At 46.1% G+C, this 23,734-nt stretch carries 20 protein-coding genes and 1 riboswitch; of the genes, 2 read left to right on the forward strand and 18 right to left on the reverse strand.

Annotated elements, in window-relative coordinates; all coding sequences use genetic code 11:
- Positions 1-2: 2 nt before the first annotated feature.
- The 9 genes from NBH03_RS00390 to NBH03_RS00430 all read right to left on the reverse strand — a co-directional run bounded on the left by NBH03_RS00390 (position 3) and on the right by NBH03_RS00430 (position 11,625).
- Positions 3-581, reverse strand: coding sequence for a TetR/AcrR family transcriptional regulator (locus NBH03_RS00390; RefSeq protein WP_250795540.1), 579 nt, complete (start codon positions 579-581; stop codon positions 3-5).
- 60 nt (positions 582-641) lie between these two features.
- Positions 642-2,042, reverse strand: coding sequence for a DUF4825 domain-containing protein (locus NBH03_RS00395; protein WP_250795546.1), 1,401 nt, complete (start codon positions 2,040-2,042; stop codon positions 642-644).
- Positions 2,035-2,541 carry an RNA polymerase sigma factor gene (locus NBH03_RS00400; protein ID WP_250795549.1) on the reverse strand — a complete coding sequence of 169 codons (507 nt, stop codon included), beginning with the start codon at positions 2,539-2,541 and terminating at the stop codon, positions 2,035-2,037. Before NBH03_RS00400 ends, NBH03_RS00395 begins: the two co-directional genes overlap by 8 nt.
- 415 nt (positions 2,542-2,956) lie before the next feature.
- Complete coding sequence (locus NBH03_RS00405) at positions 2,957-3,646, reverse strand: response regulator transcription factor (RefSeq protein ID WP_015513575.1); 690 nt, start codon at positions 3,644-3,646, stop codon at positions 2,957-2,959.
- Positions 3,639-5,126 (reverse strand): sensor histidine kinase, encoded by a 1,488-nt coding sequence (locus NBH03_RS00410; RefSeq protein ID WP_250795556.1) that lies wholly within the window; start codon positions 5,124-5,126, stop codon positions 3,639-3,641. Before NBH03_RS00410 ends, NBH03_RS00405 begins: the two co-directional genes overlap by 8 nt.
- A 185-nt stretch (positions 5,127-5,311) precedes the next feature.
- Entirely contained in the window at positions 5,312-6,499 is a 1,188-nt protein-coding gene (metK, locus tag NBH03_RS00415; protein ID WP_215689661.1) for a methionine adenosyltransferase, read from the reverse strand.
- 165 nt (positions 6,500-6,664) lie between these two features.
- A riboswitch (SAM riboswitch) is annotated at positions 6,665-6,761 on the reverse strand.
- A 193-nt stretch (positions 6,762-6,954) separates the two neighbouring features.
- Entirely contained in the window at positions 6,955-8,274 is a 1,320-nt protein-coding gene (gene murA, locus NBH03_RS00420) for a UDP-N-acetylglucosamine 1-carboxyvinyltransferase (protein WP_015513574.1), read from the reverse strand.
- 215 nt (positions 8,275-8,489) lie between these two features.
- The gene (locus NBH03_RS00425) at positions 8,490-11,117 is read right to left on the reverse strand and encodes a YfhO family protein (RefSeq protein WP_250795559.1); all 2,628 of its coding nucleotides are present in this window, start codon (positions 11,115-11,117) and stop codon (positions 8,490-8,492) included.
- Positions 11,107-11,625: a shikimate kinase gene (locus NBH03_RS00430; protein ID WP_215689659.1), complete on the reverse strand. Its 519-nt coding sequence runs from the start codon at positions 11,623-11,625 to the stop codon at positions 11,107-11,109. Before NBH03_RS00430 ends, NBH03_RS00425 begins: the two co-directional genes overlap by 11 nt.
- A gap of 232 nt (positions 11,626-11,857) precedes the next feature.
- Between NBH03_RS00430 and NBH03_RS00435 the strand changes: the two genes are divergently transcribed.
- Complete coding sequence (locus tag NBH03_RS00435) at positions 11,858-13,081, forward strand: Y-family DNA polymerase (RefSeq protein WP_117539885.1); 1,224 nt, start codon at positions 11,858-11,860, stop codon at positions 13,079-13,081.
- Between the two features lie 11 nt (positions 13,082-13,092).
- Here the strand turns inward: NBH03_RS00435 and NBH03_RS00440 are convergent, their stop codons facing one another.
- The 9 genes from NBH03_RS00440 to NBH03_RS00480 all read right to left on the reverse strand — a co-directional run bounded on the left by NBH03_RS00440 (position 13,093) and on the right by NBH03_RS00480 (position 21,402).
- Positions 13,093-13,740: a precorrin-8X methylmutase gene (locus NBH03_RS00440; protein ID WP_117539883.1), complete on the reverse strand. Its 648-nt coding sequence runs from the start codon at positions 13,738-13,740 to the stop codon at positions 13,093-13,095.
- Positions 13,737-15,260, reverse strand: coding sequence for a cobyric acid synthase (locus tag NBH03_RS00445; protein ID WP_117540004.1), 1,524 nt, complete (start codon positions 15,258-15,260; stop codon positions 13,737-13,739). Before NBH03_RS00445 ends, NBH03_RS00440 begins: the two co-directional genes overlap by 4 nt.
- A gap of 109 nt (positions 15,261-15,369) precedes the next feature.
- A complete protein-coding gene (gene cbiB, locus NBH03_RS00450) occupies positions 15,370-16,329 on the reverse strand; it encodes an adenosylcobinamide-phosphate synthase CbiB (protein ID WP_250795568.1) in 960 nt (319 codons plus the stop codon).
- Positions 16,330-16,384: 55 nt separating this feature from the next.
- Positions 16,385-17,041 (reverse strand): histidine phosphatase family protein, encoded by a 657-nt coding sequence (locus tag NBH03_RS00455; RefSeq protein ID WP_250795571.1) that lies wholly within the window; start codon positions 17,039-17,041, stop codon positions 16,385-16,387.
- A gap of 14 nt (positions 17,042-17,055) precedes the next feature.
- Positions 17,056-17,436, reverse strand: a complete 381-nt coding sequence (locus NBH03_RS00460) for a bifunctional adenosylcobinamide kinase/adenosylcobinamide-phosphate guanylyltransferase (RefSeq protein WP_015513566.1) — start codon at positions 17,434-17,436, stop codon at positions 17,056-17,058.
- Positions 17,437-17,462: 26 nt separating this feature from the next.
- Positions 17,463-18,218, reverse strand: a complete 756-nt coding sequence (locus NBH03_RS00465; RefSeq protein WP_250795578.1) for an adenosylcobinamide-GDP ribazoletransferase — start codon at positions 18,216-18,218, stop codon at positions 17,463-17,465.
- Positions 18,206-18,823, reverse strand: coding sequence for a bifunctional adenosylcobinamide kinase/adenosylcobinamide-phosphate guanylyltransferase (locus NBH03_RS00470; protein WP_250795583.1), 618 nt, complete (start codon positions 18,821-18,823; stop codon positions 18,206-18,208). The genes NBH03_RS00465 and NBH03_RS00470 overlap by 13 nt, the downstream gene beginning before the upstream one ends.
- Positions 18,824-19,981 carry a nicotinate-nucleotide--dimethylbenzimidazole phosphoribosyltransferase gene (gene cobT / locus NBH03_RS00475; RefSeq protein ID WP_250795588.1) on the reverse strand — a complete coding sequence of 386 codons (1,158 nt, stop codon included), beginning with the start codon at positions 19,979-19,981 and terminating at the stop codon, positions 18,824-18,826.
- Positions 19,982-20,004: 23 nt separating this feature from the next.
- Positions 20,005-21,402, reverse strand: a complete 1,398-nt coding sequence (locus NBH03_RS00480; protein WP_250795594.1) for a cobyrinic acid a,c-diamide synthase CobB — start codon at positions 21,400-21,402, stop codon at positions 20,005-20,007.
- Between the two features lie 256 nt (positions 21,403-21,658).
- On the opposite strand from NBH03_RS00480, the gene cobK reads away from it, so the two are divergent.
- The gene (gene cobK / locus NBH03_RS00485; RefSeq protein ID WP_250795597.1) at positions 21,659-23,701 is read left to right on the forward strand and encodes a precorrin-6A reductase; all 2,043 of its coding nucleotides are present in this window, start codon (positions 21,659-21,661) and stop codon (positions 23,699-23,701) included.
- Positions 23,702-23,734 lie beyond the last annotated feature (33 nt).

Here is a 23,734-nt window from a genome sequence, read left to right on the forward strand (position 1 = left end):
TCCTAAACGTAAATCCCATATAAAAATTGATGAACCAATTCGTGTGCCTGACCTTCTGATAATTCCGGTCTGCTTTCTGCATCTCTGCCAAACCAGTAGAGCATATAATTGTTCAGCATTCCGAAAAAACCGATACTGTACTGTTCCTGGCGCCCCCGCATATTGCCGATAATATCTCCGGCTTTCAGAAACATGTCGGTCAGCATTCTGATAATCTCCTGCATGCACGGATAAATCGCTTTGTAGGTGTCGGATTCTTTCGCAGAATACATCATAGCCATCATCAGCTTGTAATAAGCCTCATGACTGCTGCAGAAGTCCAAATAAAACTTCGTCAGACGCTCCAGATTCATCGGCAAATCTCCTGCATATTCTGCCCGTACTGCCAGGCCGTCCCTCAACTGCACATAATCCTCCCGGGCAACTGCCTCAAGCAAACCGTACTTGCTGCCAAAATAATGATACAGCGTTGGCTTCGTCACTCCGGCCGCATCTGCAATTTCCTGAACACCAATGGCATCATAGCCTTTTTCATAGAAAAGCTGCAATGCTTTCTGCAAAATATTCATCCGATTGTCCATGCTTTTACCTCCTGACACCAGTATACCATTCGGTATAATAAAAAGCAATGGCTTTGCTTATTAATTCTCCTTCAAACTGTACCCATCTTCACTATTTTCTTCCAGAGTATACTTCAGCAAATCCCCGTACTTCGCATGAAGCGGTAATGCCTCGCACACCTCATGCCATTCTCCGGAAGTATCCCTTACAGCAACACTGAGTGTCAGTTTTGAAACTTCTTCATCTGTCAGCGTCCTGTTAAACCGGTCCGGACTCACTGTAATGACTGTCTGTTCAGGATGTTCTTCCTGCTCCCAATACATAACAGAACTGCAAACGGTTCCAATACGGGATTCAAAGCCAAAGCCACAGTTCAGTCCATCCATATCTACCTGTTGAGAATGATAAATCACAACTTTAAAATTATAATTTTCATCCCTTTCAGTTCCCGAAACAACATAGAATCCATCATCTGTGATAAAATCCAGCTGCGTCAGCATTTCCTGCAGGGCTTTTGGTGACTCACCACAGGTTTTGATATTTTTTCCTACATAAGCAGATGCTTCCTCCGCTGTCATCTGCAATGTTTCCACACCATTATTATCCTCCGCTGTCATCATGTATCCCCATGAAACTGAACCAAGGTTGTCTACCAGTGCCAACATTACACAGGCATCTTTTTTCATCTGCTCCAGAGCTTTCTCTTTCTTTTCCCCTTTCATCGGATATTGAATGATAAACTGACAATCATACGGTTCTTCAGATGTCTCCAAGGAAATGTGATATGCACCAAAATGATTACCGACACCGACTGTATCTGCCAACGTTTTGACTGCAACTGCATCTCCTGCATACGGCGTTTTCGCCTGATACAAATCCGATGTCATTTTGCTGATATTCTCTCCCTGATCCCAGATAATTCTATCCCCAAGCCATACCTGGTCAGCTGCATTCACCTTGGAATAGCCTGCAACAAACTGGTTCGGATGCCTGCTTCCCACCGGTGATGAATAAATTTTCAAATGGGTAATGCCATCCTCGTCCTCTTCACCAATCAACCTTGTATATCCGCGATTAACATTCTTAAAATTACCCAGAATATTCAACTGACTGTCATTGCTGTTCCACTGCAGAGAATAATCTATTTCATCCGCCGACATTTCTTCCCCCTTCTGATAAGTCTGATGATAATAAACCGCTGCAAAAAAGACTGTCAGAATCACTACCACCAGCATCAGATTCAACCGATGCTTCTGTTTAATTTTTTTCAGAAAATTAATTTCTTTTTTTTCTTTTTCCATCACCTCTGAATTTTCCTCACCCGACGTCTCATCCGCTTTCATTCGCTCATACATATCCCTGCATGAAACACAGTCCGCCAGATGGTCTTTGATGGCTTCATTTGTTTCATCGCTGGTCAGCCCATCCACATAACTCGGCAAAAGGTCCTGCACAATTTCACATCTCAATTTATCACTCATTCCCATCCAGCTCCTTTCTTAGTTTTTCCTTACCGCGATAGTAAGTTACCCGGGCCCAGTTTTCTGTCCGTCCGGTGATTTCTCCAATCTGTGCAAAAGATAAATCACCAAAAATTCTAAGATACATAACTTCTCTGACCGCTGCATCTAACTGATGCAATTTCCTTAAAATTTCGACACGGCCATACTCTGAAAGCACTGTTTTCTCCGGCGTCACATCCGTTTTTCCTGCTCCTGTTTTCGCCAACGCCTCCGGTTTCTCTGTATCATCGAATGGCACAAAATGCTTTCGTCTATAACTGTTCAGTTGATTCTTCGCAATAGCACAAAGCCATGTAGAGAAACGGCAGCTTCCGTCAAAACGACCGGCACAGCGGACCGCCTGATAAAAAGTCTCCTGAGTCACTTCCTCCGCCACATGCGCATCCCCGGTCAACGAAAACAGATACTTATAAACCATCTGGGAATACTCCCTGTAAACCTCATCCGTAACCTTCACGGCCCGCCTCCTTTCCTAACTGTTATTTTCATCTATTAATGTCCCTAAAACACCATTCGTTACACTATTTATATTAATTGTTTAAAACAATTTCACGCTTTTTGTTCTGCAACCATTTTACACTACCAACGGGATTTCCTCGATACCTTCCGAACTCCTTCTTCCTCCTATCCAAAGGGATACCCGCTTTACAGCCATCTTCAACTGCAATAAAAGTGCGGCTCAAAAATTTGCCAAAAAAGGAATCGAAAGGAGCCATTCAACACAGGTGCTTCTAATGCGGCCAGTACTTAGATGCTGTTTTTTAGCATCTTATGTACTGCTGCCAGCATTAGGCAACGCGAGTGTGCCTGTGTCGAATGGCCCCTTCGATTCCTTTTATCATAACCCTTTAGAGCCGCACTCTATCCCCATTTTAAACCTTAAAGCGGTATCCCACGCCCCAAATCGTCTCGATATACTGCGGCTTCGATGTATTAAACTCAATCTTCTCACGGATTTTCTTGATATGTACCGTTACCGTTGCGATATCACCAATAGATTCCATATCCCAGATCTTATTAAACAATTCCTCCTTGGTGAATACATGGTTCGGATTCTCCGCCAGGAAGGTCAAAAGGTCAAATTCCTTGGTGGTAAAGGCTTTCTCCTCACCATTGACATAAACACGGCGGGCTGTTTTATCAATCTTGATACCGCGGATCTCAATAATCTCATTGGCTTTCACACCACTGCCCACCAGACGTTCATATCGGGCCAGATGAGCTTTCACACGGGCTACCAGCTCACTCGGACTGAAAGGCTTTGTCATATAATCATCAGCCCCCAGACCCAGACCACGGATCTTATCGATATCTTCCTTCTTGGCAGATACCATGATGATCGGCGTATTCTTCTTCTCACGGACCTTCTTGCAGATTTCAAAACCATCCACATTCGGAAGCATCAGATCCAAAATGATCAGATTAAAATCTTCATTCAAAGCCGCTTTGAGTCCGGCATCACCGGTATGCTGCATCACCACATCAAAACCGCTGAGTTCCAGATAATCCTTCTCAAGCTCTGCAATTGCCACTTCATCTTCTACAATCAAAATCTTACTCATATACATTATTCTCCTTATACTTTCTTAAAACAAAACACATCGTCGTCCCGACACCCTCTGTACTGACTGCCCAGATCTTACCGCCATGCTCCTCAATAATCTTCTTGGCGATGGACAGCCCCAGACCGCTTCCGCCTTTGGAAGAGTTCCTGGATGCATCCGTACGATAACATCTGTCAAATATCAGCGGCACTTCGTTTCGCGCAATGCCCTTGCCGTTGTCTTCGATTTCTATCTTGACAAATTCTGCTTCTTCCATAATACGCAGGCTGATCATCAGTTTACGATCCGGCGATGCATACTTCACAGAATTACCGATAATGTTGTTCACTACACGCTTTAACTGTTCCGGATCCGCAATGATCACGGTATCCCTGTCCGCATAGTTAAAATAGCCAAAATCAACCCCCTGGGATTCCAGATCGAGGCTGATTTCCTCCACACAATCCTGGAAATAAGCATCCACATTCACCTTTGCAAAGGAATAGGTAACGGAATTGCTGTCCAGTTTGGCATAAAGGAACAATTCTTCAATCAGACTGTTCATATCATTGACTTTATTATAAATCGTGCGGATATAACGATTCCTCTTCTCTTCGGTATCCGCAACACCATCCATGATACCCTCTATGTAACCCTTGATGGCCGTCATCGGTGTCTTCAAGTCATGGGAAATATTGCTGATAAGCTCCTTGCTCTCCTTCTCATACTGAATATTGCGTTCAATCTGACCCTTCAGCTTCAGACGCATCTCCTCAAAAGCAACACAAACCTCACCGATCTCATCGTCCGTCTCAGCCGCCACACTGAAATTCAGATTGCCGTCCTTGATATTCTCAGCCGCCGTCTTCAATTTGTTCAGAGGATGCACAATACTCTTATACAGCCAGAACATGGCAATAAAACTTCCTGCAAATAAGATCAGCAGTGACGTTATAATAATCTGCGCCACCAGTTTCTTGATCTGCGGTACAATCTGCGCCACATTGGTATATATTAATACTTGTCCGACTGATCCATCAGAAAATGTGAAATTCGTCTGCTGAATATGATAAGGCTGCTCATCCATAACATAAAGGCTTTCATCCTTGCCATCCTTTGGAGAATAATTCAGGTCATCCTTATAATTTCCTTCCTTTGGAAGTCCTGAATAAATATTCTGCCAGTCCTTCTTCACCAGCAGATAAGAAGAATGATTGGAAAGTCTCTCATTCAATTTCTTCAGATAAACCTGATCCAACAGCTTATCCGGATCCTCCTTCGTCACCTGTTCCAATTCCTCCACCGTGGATGCTGTCATATGCCCCAGCATGCTCATGGGATCCAGGATCATTTCATAACTGGACTGATCCAGATCATACTTCTGCTCCATAGAGTTCAGTCCTATCTTCATCACACCGAATACGGTCGCCAGAATCAATACAACCGGACATATAAAAGCCAGAAAATAAGATATCTTTATTCTTGTTAATAATTTCAAAAAATCACCACCGATTTTAAACATTCAACTTATTATATCATAATCAAGAAAAGGAATTGTAAAAGATAATAAAATTTTTTATGAAAAAGAGATAAAGATAAACGCAGAACTATTTTCATCATCGAAAATAGTCTGCGTTTGTATACGTAAGCCCATACATGGGCCTGCTTCATTATTCGCGTAACCTAAAGATAAGCCTTTAATGTATCTACCTTGTCCAGTTTCTCCCAAGGCAGATCCAGATCGTTGCGGCCAAAATGACCATAAGCGGCTGTCTGTTTATAAATTGGTCTTCTCAGATCAAGCATACGGATGATGCCTGCAGGACGAAGGTCAAAGTTGTCTCTGATAATCTCAACAATACGGCTGTTGGATAACTTGCCTGTGCCAAACGTATCAACCATAATCGATGTCGGATTCGCTACACCGATGGCATAAGATAACTGAATCTCACACTTATCTGCAATACCTGCTGCTACCAGGTTCTTGGCAACATAACGTGCAGCGTAAGCAGCAGAACGGTCAACCTTTGTGCAGTCCTTACCGGAGAAAGCACCGCCGCCGTGGCGAGCGTAACCACCGTATGTATCTACAATGATCTTACGGCCTGTCAGACCACTGTCACCGTGAGGTCCGCCGATAACAAAACGGCCTGTTGGGTTGATGAAGAACTTTGTATGCTCATCGACCATCTCTGCTGGAAGAATTACATCAAAAACATACTTCTTGATATCTTCATGAATCTGTTCCTGTGTTACTTCAGGATCATGCTGTGTTGAAAGGACAACAGCATCCAGACGAACCGCCTTGCCTTTCTCATCATATTCAACCGTAACCTGTGTCTTGCCGTCCGGTCTGAGGTAAGGCAGTGTACCATCTTTACGAACCTTTGTCAGCTGACGCGCCAGCTTGTGAGCCAGTGCGATCGGATATGGCATATATTCTTCTGTTTCATTGGTTGCAAAACCAAACATCATACCCTGGTCACCAGCACCGATAGCTGCGATTTCTTCTTCAGACATGGTATGCTCTTTGGCTTCAAGGGCCTTATCAACACCCATGGCAATATCTGTAGACTGTTTGTCAAGTGCCACCATAACTGCACATGTGTCAGCATCAAAGCCGTATTTACCTCTTGTATAACCAATTTCTCTGACTGTGTCTCTGACAATGTTCTGGATATCTACCTTCGCATTGCTGGTGATCTCACCCATAACCATAACAAGACCTGTTGTTGTACATGTCTCACATGCGACACGGCTCATTGGATCCTGCTCTAACATTGCATCAAGAATTGCATCGGAAATCTGGTCACAAATCTTATCCGGATGGCCTTCTGTTACAGATTCAGATGTGAATAATAACTTTTCCATTATGTCCTCCTTGTCGAATTAGTATCTCTCATAACTGCGCATTCTCTTCACAGTTACTATTTCTCTTATTGCTATTTAATCGTCATTGGTTCTGCCCTTGGCACCAAACACTGCTGTCCATGGCAAAAAAAAATCCGCTCAAAGCGGACTTGATACGATCAAATCCTCTTATTGTTCGATGTTACTCGCTCAGGTTGGCACCTTCCTCATGGGGGTTGCCGCAATATCACAGATCCTTGGTCTCCATTGCTCTGAATAAGAGAAAACTACTATTTAATTAATCAGTTGACTATTTAATGTGTTGATTGCTTACATAGCATACATGAAAATAAGTTTAAAGTCAAGCGATGGAGCACTACAATTCCAACGATTTGTAGCCCGATCCCTCTCCTACAGAAAAAATCCCTCATTGTCATCCATACGACAATGAGAGATTCCCACTCATTCAGTGATAATTAATAAGCTGCAAGACTCATCTTGCGCATCATACGGTCACGATCTGTACGGTCTTCTACGTCCACGCGTTCAATAATACCGCCCAGGCTTCGGATCTTCTCTTCAAAGTTCTCATAACCTCTCTGGATATACTGGATTTGCTCAACACATGTACAGCCTTCTGCTGCCAGTCCGGCAATAACAAGTGCTGCACCTGCCCGAAGATCCGGTGCAACAACAACTGCACCTGTATACTTATCAACACCTGTAATGAAAGCTGTATTGCCTTCAACCTTGATATTGGCACCCATCTTGGTCAGCTCGTCTGTATACTTAAATCTGTTCTCGAAAATCTTCTCTGTAACAAGGCTTGTGCCGTCAGCAAGAGAAAGACATACCGCAATCTGAGACTGCATATCTGTCGGGAATCCCGGATAAGGCATTGTCTTCACCGTTGTCGGGCTGAGTCTCTTGGTCGCTACAACACGTACGGCATCATCCAGTTCTTCAATCTCTGCCCCCATCTCGATCAGCTTCGCTGAGATAGATTCCAGATGCTTCGGAATAACATGCTTGATCGTCACATCACCCTTTGTTGCAACAGCTGCACACATAAATGTACCCGCTTCAATCTGATCCGGGATAATCTCATGATCAGCTGCTCTGAAACGATCTACGCCGATAATCTTGATCATATCTGTTCCGGCACCCTTGATGTTGGCCCCCATCTGATTCAGGAACTGCGCCACATCAACAACATGCGGTTCCTTCGCTGCATTCTCAATGATGGTCATGCCTTTGGCTCTGGATGCTGCCAGCATAATATTGATGGTTGCACCCACACTGACCACGTCAAGATAAATATGCTTGCCGTTTAACTCATCAGCAGAAGTAAAGATCATGCCTCTGTCAATCCATACCTTCGCACCCAGGGCCTTGAATCCCTTCTGATGCTGGTCGATCGGTCTGCTGCCGATATTGCATCCGCCAGGCAGCGCCACACCGGCTTCCCTGTACTTGCCGAGAAGAGCGCCAATCAGATAATAGGACGCTCTGATCTTTCTGATATAGTCATTGTCTACTTCGTGTGTACGAATACCACAGCCGTTAATTGTAACTGTATGACGATCCTTCGGATTCGGATAACGGACTTCCGCACCAATGGATATAACCGCATTCAGGAAAACATTGATATCATTCACATCCGGCAAGTTCCGAATTGTCACAGTCTCATCACACATGATCGCTGCTGCCAAAATACCAAGGGCCGAATTCTTTGCTCCGCCAATCTCTACTTCGCCAACCAACGGATTCCCGCCTTTTATTAAATACTGTTCCATATTGCACCTCAAATTATATTGCGTTGTTCTCATCTATCTGATTCAATATCCGAAAATCAGCGAATCATGCAATACATCACTCGCTGATCAACTATTATTCCTAATAAAAATCGACAAAAAATCCCTATACTGATTTTTCCTCAAAATGATTATATCACAAACTCTCTGTTTGTAAATCGCTTTTTATCTTTTTATAAAAATTTGTTAAGAATTTGTTACATTTTCCTATGATGTCTGCTGAAAAGACCTGCTTTTCCAGCAATTCCCAACACAAGTATCAGTAGTGAAATAACACTGATCGCGGCTCCTTCCACAAATCCCTGTGGTGTGTACCGCATCGTAATCTGATGTTCGCCTGCTGTCATCCAGCATCCTGTCATCGCTTCACCCACCGGCTGTATCTCTGTTTCTTCACCATCCACATAGATATGCCAGCCTTCGTCATAAGGAATCGACAGCAGCATCATACCATCCTGATTCACCTGAATACGTCCATTGACGTGGGTGCTGTCGTAATTTGTCACCTGCAGCTGTTCATCCGCCAGCTGGGCATAGGCCGAATCGAAAATATCCTGATTGAGGGCATACATCTGCAGTTTCACGTTGCCTGTTTCATATTCGCTGTCCATCGGAAAATCCAATGTCACAACCTTCCCTGCATCACACTGCCCAAGATGCACAATATGTCCCCGCTTATCAGAATAGGTCTCCGTCTTTCCGTCAATCGTCACCTTCAGCTTCTCACAATGACTGGCCTCAAAATAAATATACACATCCTGCTGCTCCGTGAAAGTCAGCTGCCAGGTCAGGCTTCCGCCGCTGCCATGCCGCTCATAATAATATTTATCCTCACCGGTACTGGTCAACATGCCATCTGTCACCTGCGGCTCTCCCGTTTCAAGCGGGATAAACATCGCTCCCTGAGTATCCGTTGCCATTCTCACAAAATCATTCTGGGTGACAAAAGGATCCCCTTCCACGATCTTCCACTGGGTAACCCCCGGATTCACCATGTAACCAAGAGCAAGATTCTGTTGGTTCTCATAAATATACTTATTCTCTGTCTGCTCACATAATGACAGATTCGACGCCCATATTTCATCATTGCTGATAATATAACGGATACCAAACATCGCATCTGTCAGAGGCGTTGCCCCTTTATAGCTGTATTTATTGCCGCTGTTGTAAAAACCGAGAGCTCCCATCAACTTCTCCTCACGATCATCCGCTGTTGATGAGAAGAATGAAAGACCATTCAGATGATGCCATGTGACATCATCCCTGCCTCTGATCTGTTCCAGTTCCATTCTGTAAAAAGTATCTTTTGCCTCGTAGCGGCTGCGGATATCTGCAACCTCCTGCCTGTCCTCTGTATAGTTCGTCCGGTTGGTGGTTCCGTTCATACACAGGCCAAAAATAGCATTGCCCGCCACTTCCACTGTCAGTACCATCAGACACAGATACTTTGGCAGGACCTTAATGCCTTTAATCGTCAATGAAGCATGTCTCCGATGGGCGATCAGCAGGATCATGTAAAGTGCCATCAGCACCCCTGTCACAATCATACTGTAAAGGGGCAGACGATCCTTCGGATACCAGAGACATACACCAAATAGCACCGCTTCTGCCGCAAAAATCCCAAGGAAAACCTTCTTATTCGTCAGCCGCAGTGACTGCCATGCATCGTAGGCCATAACAACCACCATGAAAATATAAATAAAAGAGAATCTGCCGGGCAGGTTATTCGGGAAATGGAATCCGTGCCATACATAATCAAGCACATTAATATTCAGACTCACCAGAACAAATCCTGTTACAAAAAGACGTCCGATCTTTTCCCTTAATGGAATCGTTTTGGAAACCGCATAAAAAACAACCAGCATCACAAGCAGAACGCCACAGTATATATTCGGCGCCCCTGTCAGCTGCGTCGGTTCAACCAGTGCAAACTGCTGACGAAAAATCTCCAGGAAATTCCTGTAGATCTTAAAGCTTGTCGGGGCCGATCCCTGGGAACTGTTGATCAATGTATAATACGTCGGAAAAAGATAAATGGCCGCCATTCCGCCCGCCAACACAGAGCACAGCACAAAATGAATACCGCTTCTGAGAAACTGTCTGATGCCTTCTCGCTTTCTGGAAAACCAGATAACAAAAAAGTACAAAACAACAAAAATGCAGATCATAATGGCCATATAGTAATTGCAGAAAATAGCAAGTCCCATACTGACTGCATACATCCGACCGTCTCTGTCATTGATCAGCTTCTCAACACCCATAAGAATGATCGGAAACAGGACAATGCTGTCCAGCCACATCACATTCCAGTTATAAGCGATGCTGAATCCACCAAGGGCATAAAACGATGCAAACACAACCGTCGAATAATCATTTCTTCCGGTTCTTCTCCGCAGATAGCGATAAGCCGTCCATCCTGACAGACAGATCTTCAGCACGATCAGCGTCTCAAAGGCCTCTATCATCATCGAGGCCGGGAACAAGGCAATCAGAAAATTCAGCGGACTTGCCAGATAATAAGCCTGAACCGCTATAAAATTAAATCCCAGACTGCCGTGCCATGAATAAAGGAAACTTTCACCATGCCAGATCTTATCATGAAATTCAGAGAAAAACGGTACATACTGATGATAAGAGTCAATGATCATCGTTGCCTGATTGCCGAAAGGGAAAACGCCCATGGCAATATAAGCGATCAGTATCGCCGTCAACGGCAGAAGCATCGCCAGCGCACCGTAAAAATGCGGATTCTTTGGCCAATCTCTGAAATTTCTCTCCCTCTTTCTGTAACTGTTATGTCTCTTTTTTGATATTCTATTCTTCATATAATTTGGCACAGGCTTTCAGTAAATTTTTTATCTTATCAATGGCCTTTTCAATCCGACATCCGCTGACATCTGCAACGACATCTGCATACTTTTCATAAAGAGGCGTTCTTTCATTATATAAATCCAAAAGTGTCGATCCGTTTCGAATCACAACACCTCTCTGATGAAGGTCGCCCAAGCGCTGATGCAATGATTCATAATCTGTTTTGATATAAACAATAACGCCATGCTCTGACATATGTTTCAGGGCTTCATCGCAATAGCAGACACTGCCTCCTGTTGAAATAACCGTTTTCTTCACATTAATATCTCTGTTCACTTGGTTTTCAATCTGTAAAAAGCCTTCAATTCCATGCTTCTCAATCAAATGTTCCAGAATATCTCCCTCCTGATTCTGGATCAGAAGATCCGAATCCACAAAATCGTATCCGAAAATCTTGGCGATTACCACGCCGATGGTACTCTTTCCAGCCCCCGGCATACCTATAAAAACAATATTTTTCATTAAAGTCTTTCTCCCAATCTATAAAATTCAAATTCGATGCATGCATGTGTATACAGCATTTATTACAACAACCACCATTCTAACACCGGCCGTACAAAATCTCAACGTAAAAATGTCGTGGACGGACAATCTTTATTCCTATATAATAAAGATAAATATCAACTTTATCAAAAGCATCTTATATCTTACGTATAACATACCCTATAATTGTGGAAAAAAGGTGAAAATTATCATGAAAAAAATTATTTTTCATATAGATGTGAACAGCGCCTATTTAAGCTGGACAGCCATCAAACTGCTCCGTGACGGCAGTGAAACAGATCTCCGGAAGATTCCGGCTATTGTAGGCGGTGATATGTCCAAACGGCATGGCGTTGTCCTGGCCAAATCCATAGCTGCAGCCAGATACGGCATCCGCACCGGAGAACCGATCACCGATGCCCTGAGAAAATGTGCCAATCTGACCATTGTACCGCCGGAACATCATTACTACAGCCAGTGCAGCCGTCAGCTGCTTGATCTGCTGCATCATTATACTTCCGCCATCAGTCAGTACAGTATTGATGAATGTTTTGCCGAATATGTCCCGATCCCCGGAGATAACGGGGACCCTGTCAGGGCAGCCCATATGATCAAAGATACAATTCGTGACAGATTGGGCTTCACTGTGAATATCGGCATCTCCACCAACCGCCTGCTGGCAAAGATGGCTTCTGATTTTGAAAAACCGGACAAAGTTCACACCCTTTTCCCCGAAGAAGTCCCAGTGAAAATGTGGCCTCTTCCAGTCAGGGATCTCTTCATGGTCGGCCACGCTTCCGCTGCAAAACTGGAACTGCTGGGTATCAAAACCATCGGCGATCTGGCCAAAATGGATCCGGCACTCATAGAAGCCCATCTGAAAAGTCATGGCCGTACCATCTGGGAATACGCCAACGGTATCGAATCTGTCCACATTGACGAGCGGACCAAAACGGATACCTCCAACAAAGGCATCGGCAATTCCACAACCCTGTCAGCAGACGTGACCACAGAAGAAGCCGCCCGCAAAGTGCTGCTGGAACTGTCAGAATCCGTTGCCGGCCGACTGCGCAAAGCCGGTTTTCTGGCCGGTATGGTCAGCGTTGAAATCCGCTACAACACATTTGAGAATGTTTCTCATCAAATGCAGCTTCTCTCACCTTCCCAGGCCACACAGGTCATCTATGAAGCTGCCGGGCAGCTTTTTCATGAACTCTGGAACGGTACCCCCGTACGGCTTCTCGGCATCCGTACTTCCAAGCTCAGTGACTGCCAGGTTCGTCAGATGAATCTCTTTGATTATGTCCGGAATGACAAGCAGGAAAAGCTGGATCAGGCCCTGGACAGCATCCGGCAGAAATATGGCAGCAAGGCCGTCATGCGGGGCAGTTTTCTCGAAGAAAAGAGGCCGCCAAAAGCGACCCCTTACGATTGATTTTTATTCTTTTAGCGCTGTCCTCTGGAACTGTCCAGCATATATAAAAGCGCATTGCAGATGGCGGCGGCAATATTGCTTCCGCCCTTTCTGCCCCTTGCAACAATATACGGTACACCCGCCGTCATAATCAGTTCTTTTGCCTGTACCACATTGACAAAGCCTACAGGCACACCAATGATCAGTTCCGGTCGGATACGGCCCTCCTGAATCATCTCATAGAGCTGGATCAAGGCTGTCGGCGCATTGCCGATGGCAAAAACCAACGGCCTGTCAAGCTTTGCGGCCTTTTCCATACTGGCTACGGCCCGGGTTGTACCGTTCTTTTTGGCTGTCTCTGCCACATCCGGATCCGACATAAAACAGCAGACCTCGCCGCCAAATTCTGCCATCACTTTCTTGTTGATGCCTGATTTCCCCATCTGTGTATCAGTCACAATATAAGCCCCTTTGCGTAGCGCATCCAACGCTTTCTCCACCGCATGCTCAGAAAAGCACAGCGAATCAGCATATTCAAAATCCGCACTGGTATGAATGGCCCGCTTAATAATCGGCTCCTGAAGCGGATCAAATACCCGGTCTCCCAGTTCTTCTGTGATGATCTCAAAACTGCGCTTCTCAATCTCTGCCGGCAATACATTCTCAAGTTCTATCTTCATGCCAGTCCCTCCTCCAATATCTGATAAATCTTTGCCATATCCATATTCTCCCTGAGTCCTTCTGCCAGTTTGTCATACTGCTGCTCTTTATAGACTTTCTCATCAATCCAGGATACCGCTTCCTCCGGCAGCCCTTTCTTCTGACAAAGCAGCCTAAGCAGTGCTTTCTGCATCTCCACAGAGTCAAAAAGGCCATGCACATAGCTGCCGGCCGCATTCTGATACTGGCAGCCGTTAGCCATCGCTTCATCAACATGCTGCGTACCGACTGTTTCTGCTATTGCAGAAAATACAGTGCCCCCAGGTTCATAGGTTGTCTCACCCATATGAATCTCATAGCCTTCAAAAGCCGTGCCGGATAACAACTGCCACGGTCCATGTAATGTTCCCGTCTTTCCGGAAACTCTGGTTCTCGTCTTTGCCTTCTCAAACACCGTATGTACCGGCAGCAATTCCATGCCGCGCATGCTGCCGCCTTCCTCCACGCCATCCGGGTCTTCCAGCGTCAGACCAAGCATCTGATAACCGCCGCAAATGCCCATCACCAGCGTACCTTCCGCTGCCAATTTCAAAACCGAAGCCTCCAGACCGTTCATACGCAGCCACTTCAGATCCCCCATGGTATTCTTGGTACCCGGAAGCAGGATCAGATCCGGACGGCCGAGCTGCTGCACCTTTTCCACATAACGCAGTGTTACGCCCTGCATGCGTTCCAGTGCATTGAAGTCCGTAAAATTCGACATTCTCGGCACACGGATCACCGCTATATCAATCAATCCTTTTTCGGTATGTTTGTCCAGACGGTCTGCCAGGCTGTCTTCATCGTCAATATCCACATGCATATACGGTACAACCCCTACAACCGGCACTGGCGTATAATCTTTCAACATCTCGATCCCCGGATCCAAAATACGCTTATCTCCCCGGAATTTATTGATGATCAGGCCTTTGACCATCTGCTGTTCTTCCTTTTCAAGCAGCATCATGGTACCCACAAGCTGTGCAAATACACCACCTCTGTCAATATCTCCTGCAAGCAATACCGGTGCTTTCAGCATTTTGGCCAATCCCATATTCACAATGTCCTCGGATTTTAGGTTGATCTCTGCCGGACTTCCTGCACCTTCCACCACGATAATATCATTCTCTGCTGCCAGCGAATTGTACGCCGCCATAATATCCGGTATCAGTGACTTTTTATATTTAAAATATTCCGCTGCCCGCATATTCTGACGCACTTCACCGTTGACGATCACCTGAGACCCCACATCTGATGTAGGTTTCAGAAGAATCGGATTCATCCTGACCGACGGTTCGATGCCTGCCGCCTCCGCCTGCATCACCTGGGCTCTTCCCATCTCCAGACCTTCTGTTGTGATAAATGAATTCAGGGCCATATTCTGAGATTTAAATGGAGCCACCCTGTATCCGTCCTGCCTGAAAATACGGCATAATCCAGCCACAAGCAGACTCTTTCCCGCATTGGACATGGTGCCCTGTACCATGATAACTTTTGCCATCGTTTCTTCTCCTGTTCCTGCCGCCATTATCGGCTTTCTGATCAATCTTTCGCCTGCATCCACGCGCTCATACCTCATCCGAAAGTTTCTGTCTTCTTCCTGCTGTACACTATCCCACCAGCAAATAGCGAATGATCACACAGATCACAAGACATAACACGGCTGCACCATACATCAGACAATTAGCTCTGATGATATCCGCATCTTCAATCTCTCTCACCGCATCTCCAATCGTCGGTTTATGATAGCGCTCGCCAAAATACCATGCGTCTCCCGCCAGCTGAAGGCCAAGTGCCCCGGCACAAGCCGCCTCTGTCTGCGCAGAATTCGGGCTGGCATGATTATACCTGTCACGGCAAAAGATGTGCCATGCCCTTTTGGCATCACCGCCGGTCAATGCAGCAGATGCAACCATCAAAAGCCCGGAAATTCTTGAAGGCACATAATTCATCACATCATCCAGCTTTGCTGCCGCCCGGCCGAAATAAAGATATTTCTCATTTTTATACCCCACCATGGAGTCCATTGTATTCACTGCTTTATAGAAAAAGCCGAGTGGAACACCGCCAATAGCTATAAAAATCATCGGTGCGATCACCCCATCAGAGGCATTCTCAGCGACTGTTTCAACAGCTGCTTTTGCAATGCCTGCTGCATCCAGCCGCTGTGTATCCCGGCCGACGATCATCGACACAGCCTTTCTTGCTCCTTCAATATCATGCTGATGAAGTGCATGATACACCTTCATACTCTCATCTCTCAAAGACCGGGCCGCCAACAGCTGATAACACATGATAATTTCAAGCACAAGTGCCAGATACGGATGTATCCACTTCGCAGCTTTCAGAAGCACTATCGGAACGGCTGTAGATATGAATAAAACTAAAGCAACCATCACAAGTCCACCGTAAAATTCACCTTTGGGCTGCTTGGAAAAAAGTTTCCGTATTTTCTTTTCCAGAAAACTGATCAGATAGCCGATCAGACAAATGGGATGCCATGGATTATGCGGATCACCTAAAAGACAATCCAGCAAAAAACCTCCCACCAAAACAATGATGCCATGCATACATTTTCTCCTTTTAACAAATCTTCACTTTAAAAACCTGCCTTTTCCACAGCCATTAAAACTTCTCAATCACAGACAAAGTGCCTTTTTCCGCCAGCCATTCATCTGTATCCAGACAAACCAGATATCCGCAGCCGTTTTTGACCTGCCAATGAAAATAATCCTGATGCGGCATTGCCCATTTAGAAAGAATGGCCATGATGGTCCCGCCATGGACAACCATGGCTGTCGTAAATTCTTTTTCTGCGGCATTTTGACCTGCATATGTCTGTCCCCAATTACGAGCTTTTGGCATCACATCATCCCTGATACATGCTTCAAAAGCAGTCTGTACTCTGTCGCAAAAGGCTTTTTGATCTTCACCGCCGGGGAAACCAATGGTGCCGCCGCTGTCTATCCATGCCTGATAATCCGGATGCCCATTGAGTTCCTGATAATTTCTGTATTCAAATTCTCCGAAACTGCACTCCCGAAAACCCGCTTCTGTTATCTGACTGACCGCCGGAAACAGAATTTCGGCCGTTTCCCGGCATCTGAGCATCGGACTGACATAAACATTCTGAATATCCTGATCCGACTTTATCAACTGCCTTTTCAATATTATTTGCTGTCGTCCTTCTTCACAGAGCAGCTCATCTGTTGTTCCCACATAGCGCTGCTGCCTATTGCCTGCTGTCATGCCATGCCGGATCAGCCATATTTTTATCTTCATTTATCCCTGCTGCCTCACTTTATTTTTTGCCCGATGCCGGCGATGACGCGAAAAACAGCATCGGCTCTTCCTGCCAGCTGACAGCAGATTCTGCCGTGTACTTCCCGCCATTCACGTTCTTTTACATCCAAAGGCACAATCCCGCTGCCGATTTCATCCGTGATGATCACAATATCCGGATTATCTGACAGAATCTTTTCCGTCTCATCCGCCGGTATTTTGCCTGCCTGCATCCAACGGCGCACCAGCAAATGAAAATGATCCAGTACACCGGCACTTTTGATTGCTTCCATACTGCAGACTGCCCCATCTGCCACCCGGAATGGCTGCACCTGACAATTTTGAAGCACCCACTGCTGTTTTCCCTGAAAACAGCCGCCTGTTACAAATATCATATCTTTCTCCTCTTGTATTGACTATATTATGCCAAAATCATTTTTCCAACAACAGTCAGCATCAGCATCACCAGTTCACAGGTCTGCAGAAACCATCCTGCCAGATCTCCGGTTGTGCCGCCGAATTCCTTCATCGTCATTTTATAATAATAAACAAATGTCAAAACGGCTCCCAGACTACATAACAGTCCCACCGGAAGCCAGAGATAACACATCACAATTGCCGAAATAACAGCCTCCGCCGCCAACACCACAGTAACTGTCCTTTTCCTGGCCGGTTCTCTGAAAGCGGTCAGCATTCCGTCTTTGCGTGCGCCTTTGAAGTTAACCGCCGCTAATCCGCTGAATGCCCGTTCCAGAACAAAAGCCATCGCCATCACAACAATTCCCTTTGCATCTATTTCACTCCAGGCCCCGGCCGACAAAATCAGATAAAAGCTGCAACCGATCACCGCAAAGGCCCCCACATGGGAATCCTTTAAAATTGCCAGCTTTTTCTCCCTGTCTCCATAAGAACTTCTGGCATCCGTTGTATCCATAAATCCATCCAGATGAATGCCGCCTGTCACCAATAAAGGCACCGCCATCAGGCAAACGCCTCTGAAAACAGATCCCGCCTGCCATTTTGTCAAAATGTAAAAAACAGCCAGCTCCACCAGGCCGATCACCAGACCGATCACCGGAAACCAACAAAAGGCATAGCGCATATTTTTGTCATTCCAGTCTGCCCGTGGCATTGGTATCTTCGAATACATGGCAAATGCAATAATTAAAGATTGCATGTCAAGCCCTCCTTATAAAGAACAGGGATCGAGTAAACAACCTCAACCGCCGTATCTGCTTTCCTTGTCAATGCCTGATTCAATTCTCCAAGACACTGCATATAAGCCCGGGTCCATGCATCATACTGCTGCATGCCCTCTTCAAAGACGTTGATGCTGACAATGACCAAATGATCAGACACTTCAGTCAAAGCATCTATACCTCTCAGAATTCTGTCTTTGACCCTGCTGGTATCCATACGCTCGAACTCTCCGGTACAATCCGCATTGCTGTCACTGCCGGAAAACATCTCGTTGGCCGCCAGATTAGACATACATTCCAACAGTACCACCGCATCCTTTGCCTTCTGTCTGAAAATTTCCGCCTCCAAACTTTCATCCCTGCAAAGACCTTCAATATCTGTATAACGTTCCACTGTTTCAAAACCTTTTCCTGCCCTCAATTGCCGGTGCCGCTCAATTCTTTTTGTTGCTTCCTCTCCAAAGGGCTTCATTGCCGCCAGATAAATCAGCTTTTTCTGCTCTGTTTTGGCCAGCTGCAGCGCTCTGTTTTCCGCATATTCTGATTTGCCGCTGGCGCTTCCGCCTGTTACCAGTAATATCATTTACTCATCCGCCTGTCTTTTTGCGTAGTTTTCATACGGTTCCACATGAATATCATCAAAAGTCTCCATCTGACGATATACCGCAAGCCCCATATCATATAAAACCATGGCTGCAGCCGCACCGGTTCCTTCCCCCAGACACATTCCTGCCTGGATCACCGGTTCAAGATGCAGATTTCTCAGTACTTTCCATGCTGCCGGTTCCGCTGAAATGTGAGATGCCAGAAGGTATGCCGTGCAGTCTGCATTGATCAAAGAAGCACACAGGGCACCTGCCACGGAAATATAGCCGTCCAGTACAATCGGTACACCAAAGACAGCACCGCCCAGACACATACCGGCCATGGCTGCGATTTCATAGCCGCCCAGATGTGACATCAGTTCAACCGCCGCATCTATTTTGAAAAACGGGCCATCTGGGATTTCAGAATCCTCTGTTGCTTTCCAATAACGCTTCACCGCCTGTTCGATAACAGCAACTTTTTTATTGTAGGATACATCCGACAATCCTGCCCCACGTCCTGTCACTTCCTCCGCCGGAAGATTCAAAAGGACTGACACCAGGGCACTGCTTGGTGTGGTATTGCCGATCCCCATTTCTCCCATGCCGATCATCTCATACCCCTGTGTGGAAAGATCGGCCACAACTTCAATGCCTGCCAGAATCGCCCGAAGACACTGTTCCTGAGTCATGGCCGGTTCCACAGCAATATCGCCCGTTCCCTGGGCTACTTTGCGGTCACACATGACCATCGGTTGAAATTCTTTATTCGGATAATGTTCACCCATCATTCCCACATCTACAGGGAATACATCTGCTCCGGCTTTTCCTGCCATAATGTTAATACTCGCCTTGCCTGAGGCAATATTATCCGCCACAATCTTTGTCACACTGCTGTCTGTCTGGGTCACCCCTTCCTTCACAACACCATGATCGCCGCACAATACGACGATGGCACGTTTGTCCATTTTGACATTCACCGTATTCTCCATACCTGCCATTTTCACAACCGCACGTTCCAGTGCCCCAAGACTTCTTAATGGTTTGCCGATGCTGTCCCATCGCTGCCATGCCGCTTCCATCACTTTCTCGTTTGGCTGGCTGATCATAAATAACTGTTGATTCAATTGTGCTTTTAAAAATTTTATATCTTCCACTTTTCGTTCCTCATTTCCTGTTCTCATAGATAACCATCGGCATAATTTCTGCATGCTTCTACATAATAAAGGGCCATTTCCTCATCGGCCTGAAAATAAAAATGCGGAAATCCTGCCAGCAGCTGTTTCTTCTGATACATGCAATGCCATCTGCGTTCTGTCAACGGCTTATGGGCTTCAAAGCAGCCTTCTTCACAGGTCGTATCCCAATAATGAAATTCATGTACCGGCATCTGCAGCCCTTTCGGTCCCAGAATCGTGTCTGTTTCAGATGTCAGAACGGCATAACCAAAACGTACCAGACGTCCCTTCTTAACAGCCTTCCCCGGCACCAGTCCCACCATCGGCCAGAACCTTCCATCCGCATCTTCCATCGCCTCATGAAGATACATAAAAGCCCCGCACTCTGCCAAACACGGCATACCGCCCTCAACAGCCTCCCGAATAGATTGTTTCATAGATGCATTCTGTGACAGCTGCTCTCCGTGAAGTTCCGGATATCCGCCACCCATATAGAGTCCCGACAGATTCTCCGGCAGAGCGGCATCTGTCAAAGGGGAAAAATAAACAATCTCTGCACCAAGTTCCCGCAGGAAATCCAGATTATCTTCATAGTAAAAGCAAAATGCCGCATCCATGGCCACACCAATACGCAATTTGCCCGAACCCACATCTTCCAGCCGCTGAACATGCATTGGATCTTCCTTCCAATTCAAGGGCTCTGCTGCCTCTGCAATCGTCTTTAACTTTCTAATATCCAATGTTTCTTCCAACAAACTTGCAAATTTCTGAATTTGTTCCCGAAGGGACACAATTTCCTCCGGCATCATCAATCCCAAATGACGGCTTGGAAAACAGATCACCTCTGTTTCGGGCACATACCCAATAACAGCTATACCCAGTTTTTCTTCAATAATAGGTGTCAGGCGCTCACAGACACCCTTTGATACACGGTTCAGAATCACCCCGCGAATCATCTGATCCGGATACATGTCCATAAATCCCCGAATCAATGCCGCGATTGAAAGACTCATCCCCCGGCCATTGACCACAAGGATCACCGGCGTCCCGGTCTGCACGGACAGTTCATAGCTGCTGCCTCTGACAGAAACACCGCCAAGTCCGTCATAATATCCCATAACTCCTTCGATGACAGCCAGATCCGCCCCCTCTTTCATACAGGCCTTCCCCATCAGACTTCTTGTCCGATCCGGCGCTGTAAAAAAGGTATCCAGATTTCTGGATGGAATATTCAGGACAAATCGATGAAACATGGGATCGATATAATCAGGCCCGCATTTAAAGGATAGCGGACGGCCAGCCCTGCGTAAAAGCTCCAAAAGTCCGCAGGTGATCATCGTTTTCCCACTTCCGCTCCCGGGCGCCGCAATCATCGCCCGCGGCATTTTCATCTCAGCCATTATTCATCCCATCCTTTCTTCTTTCTTCTCTTCTCTCTTCCCATCCTATGTTCTAACACAATCATGGTTCTAACACGCTCATGCGGCTGTCCGCTCCTAACCGGCACTCATACTCCCTATTCTACTATAAATTAGCTGCATTGTGAATCCTGCACACGGAAATAAATTGCCTCTGCTTTCCGGCTATGATATGATAGCCTTGTATCCACTGATTTTTATGTAGATTTCCAAAATATCCACTGACGAGGAGATTACTATGAAAAATATATTACTTTTTGCCGGCACCACAGAAGGTCGACTTCTGGCTGAATTTCTGATCCATCAGCCCGTCCGACTGCATACGGCAGTGGCGACAGCCTACGGTGCATCCCTTCTGCCATCGGCCTCTTCCATGACGGTTTCCTCCCATAGAATGAATGAGGCTCAAATGATTGATTTTATTCAGCAGCAGCATTTTGATCTTGTACTGGACGCTACCCATCCTTATGCGTCAGAGGCCTCTGCCAATATCTCCGGCGCATGTACCAGGACTCAAGTGCCTTACCTGCGAATTCTCCGGGACTGCCAAACATCCGCCGACACTTCCTCCAATCCTATTCATCCGTCTGAAATTTTTGTTGATACAACGGCAGAAGCTGTGGATTGCCTGAATCACCAGGAAGGTCCTGTTTTTCTGACAACAGGCAGTAAGACACTGCCGGATTTTATGAAGATAAACAACGCCTCTGAACGTGTATTTGTCCGCATTCTGCCAAACGCTGAAATGTTAACCGCATGTATGTCTCTTGGTCTTCCCGCTTCTCACATCTTCTGTATGCAGGGGCCCTTTGATGTCGGCATGAATACCGCAACCATTCAGCATATCTGCAGACTCTGGGAAAAAGACCATCCTGACAGCAATTTGTCTGAAACACCCCTTTATATGGTCACCAAACAGAGCGGACGCACCGGCGGCTTTGACGAGAAACTTAAGGCCGCTGCGCAGGCACAGGTCCCTGTATTGATCATTGGTCATCCTGTCCGGGAAAATGGTCTCTCGCTCTCTGAAAGTTACCACTGGCTTTCAAACTGGATCGGCACTTCCCCATCCGAATCCACTGCTGAGCAGACCGTCAGTCTCATCGGCACAGGTATGTGTGCGGATCAATTAACACTCGAAGCCGATCGCACACTAAAAAACTGTGATGTCATTATCGGTGCAGGACGGATGCTCCAAATGGCTGAACATTATCACAAACCCACCTTTTGTTCCTATAATTATCCGGCCATTACAGATTACATGCTGTCTCACCCGGAATATCAGCACTTTGCCGTTTTATTCTCCGGGGATATCGGTTTTTACAGCGGTGCCGCCAGTCTAAGACGCTGTCTTGAAGGACAGCCTTTCAAAATCGAGGCGTTCAGCGGTATTTCCTCACCGATCCATTTCCTGAATACCATTGGCAAAACCTGGTCCGATGTTCATCTGATCAGTTGTCACGGCCAGACAGCCTCTGTTATAAGCCATGTACGGCGCCACGCCAAAACTCTGGCTCTGCTGGGCAAACCGGATGATGCTGCGAATATTTCCCAGAAAATGATAGACTATGGCCTTTCAAATGTCCGTCTTTATATTGGCGCTGATCTGAAACAGCCGGATGAACAGATTATCAGCGGCAGCCCTGCAGATTTTCTGGAACAGACATTTTCGGCATTATCCCTGATTTATATTGAAAACCCGGATGCTGAACCGCTTCCTGTTACTTATGGACTTTCTGATGATGCCTTTATCCGAGGAAAGGTTCCGATGACAAAATCCGAGATTCGAAGTGTTGTTCTCAGCAAACTGAAGCTTACGAAAAACGCTATTCTTTTCGACATCGGCGCCGGAACCGGCTCCATTGCCATTGAAGCAGCACAACAGATTCCTGATGGCCGTGTTTATGCCATTGAACGCAATCCCGATGGTCTGGATTTGATCAAAGAAAATAGTCTGAGATTACAGGCGGACAACCTTACCATTGTCAGCGGCACCGCTCCGGAAAGTCTTGACGCACTGCCGGCAGCCACCCACGCCTTCATCGGCGGCAGTGCCGGACACCTGAAAGAAATTCTGCAGCTGTTATACAGCCGAAACCCAGAAATTCGAGTCGTCATAACAGCCATCACTCTGGAAACCATCGGCCAGATCATGGCCCTGCAAAAAGAAATGGCCCTGCCTGAACCGGAGATCATTCAAATTCAGGTCAGCAGCGCAAAAAAAGCCGGACCTTATCACCTGATGCAGGGACAAAATCCGGTTTACATTGTTTCATTCTAAATATAAAAGTATCTGCCAAAATCACGCCTTCAT

This window comes from Coprococcus intestinalis, from assembly GCF_023656595.1.
Lineage (GTDB): Bacteria > Bacillota > Clostridia > Lachnospirales > Lachnospiraceae > Coprococcus_A > Coprococcus_A intestinihominis.

What these genes read in the sequence shown, in the direction of transcription:
- NBH03_RS00390 (WP_250795540.1), bottom strand. Translation starts at nt 581, where the DNA reads ATGGACAATCGGATGAATATTTTGCAGAAAGCATTGCAGCTTTTCTAT.
- NBH03_RS00395 (WP_250795546.1), bottom strand. Translation starts at nt 2,042, where the DNA reads ATGAGTGATAAATTGAGATGTGAAATTGTGCAGGACCTTTTGCCGAGT.
- NBH03_RS00405 (WP_015513575.1), bottom strand. Translation starts at nt 3,646, where the DNA reads ATGAGTAAGATTTTGATTGTAGAAGATGAAGTGGCAATTGCAGAGCTT.
- metK (WP_215689661.1), bottom strand. Translation starts at nt 6,499, where the DNA reads ATGGAAAAGTTATTATTCACATCTGAATCTGTAACAGAAGGCCATCCG.
- murA (WP_015513574.1), bottom strand. Translation starts at nt 8,274, where the DNA reads ATGGAACAGTATTTAATAAAAGGCGGGAATCCGTTGGTTGGCGAAGTA.
- NBH03_RS00425 (WP_250795559.1), bottom strand. Translation starts at nt 11,117, where the DNA reads ATGAAGAATAGAATATCAAAAAAGAGACATAACAGTTACAGAAAGAGG.
- NBH03_RS00430 (WP_215689659.1), bottom strand. Translation starts at nt 11,625, where the DNA reads ATGAAAAATATTGTTTTTATAGGTATGCCGGGGGCTGGAAAGAGTACC.
- NBH03_RS00435 (WP_117539885.1), top strand. Translation starts at nt 11,858, where the DNA reads ATGAAAAAAATTATTTTTCATATAGATGTGAACAGCGCCTATTTAAGC.
- NBH03_RS00440 (WP_117539883.1), bottom strand. Translation starts at nt 13,740, where the DNA reads ATGAAGATAGAACTTGAGAATGTATTGCCGGCAGAGATTGAGAAGCGC.
- NBH03_RS00445 (WP_117540004.1), bottom strand. Translation starts at nt 15,260, where the DNA reads ATGGCAAAAGTTATCATGGTACAGGGCACCATGTCCAATGCGGGAAAG.
- cbiB (WP_250795568.1), bottom strand. Translation starts at nt 16,329, where the DNA reads ATGCATGGCATCATTGTTTTGGTGGGAGGTTTTTTGCTGGATTGTCTT.
- NBH03_RS00455 (WP_250795571.1), bottom strand. Translation starts at nt 17,041, where the DNA reads ATGAAGATAAAAATATGGCTGATCCGGCATGGCATGACAGCAGGCAAT.
- NBH03_RS00460 (WP_015513566.1), bottom strand. Translation starts at nt 17,436, where the DNA reads ATGATATTTGTAACAGGCGGCTGTTTTCAGGGAAAACAGCAGTGGGTG.
- NBH03_RS00465 (WP_250795578.1), bottom strand. Translation starts at nt 18,218, where the DNA reads ATGCAATCTTTAATTATTGCATTTGCCATGTATTCGAAGATACCAATG.
- NBH03_RS00470 (WP_250795583.1), bottom strand. Translation starts at nt 18,823, where the DNA reads ATGATATTACTGGTAACAGGCGGAAGCGCCAGCGGCAAATCAGAATAT.
- NBH03_RS00480 (WP_250795594.1), bottom strand. Translation starts at nt 21,402, where the DNA reads ATGGCTGAGATGAAAATGCCGCGGGCGATGATTGCGGCGCCCGGGAGC.
- cobK (WP_250795597.1), top strand. Translation starts at nt 21,659, where the DNA reads ATGAAAAATATATTACTTTTTGCCGGCACCACAGAAGGTCGACTTCTG.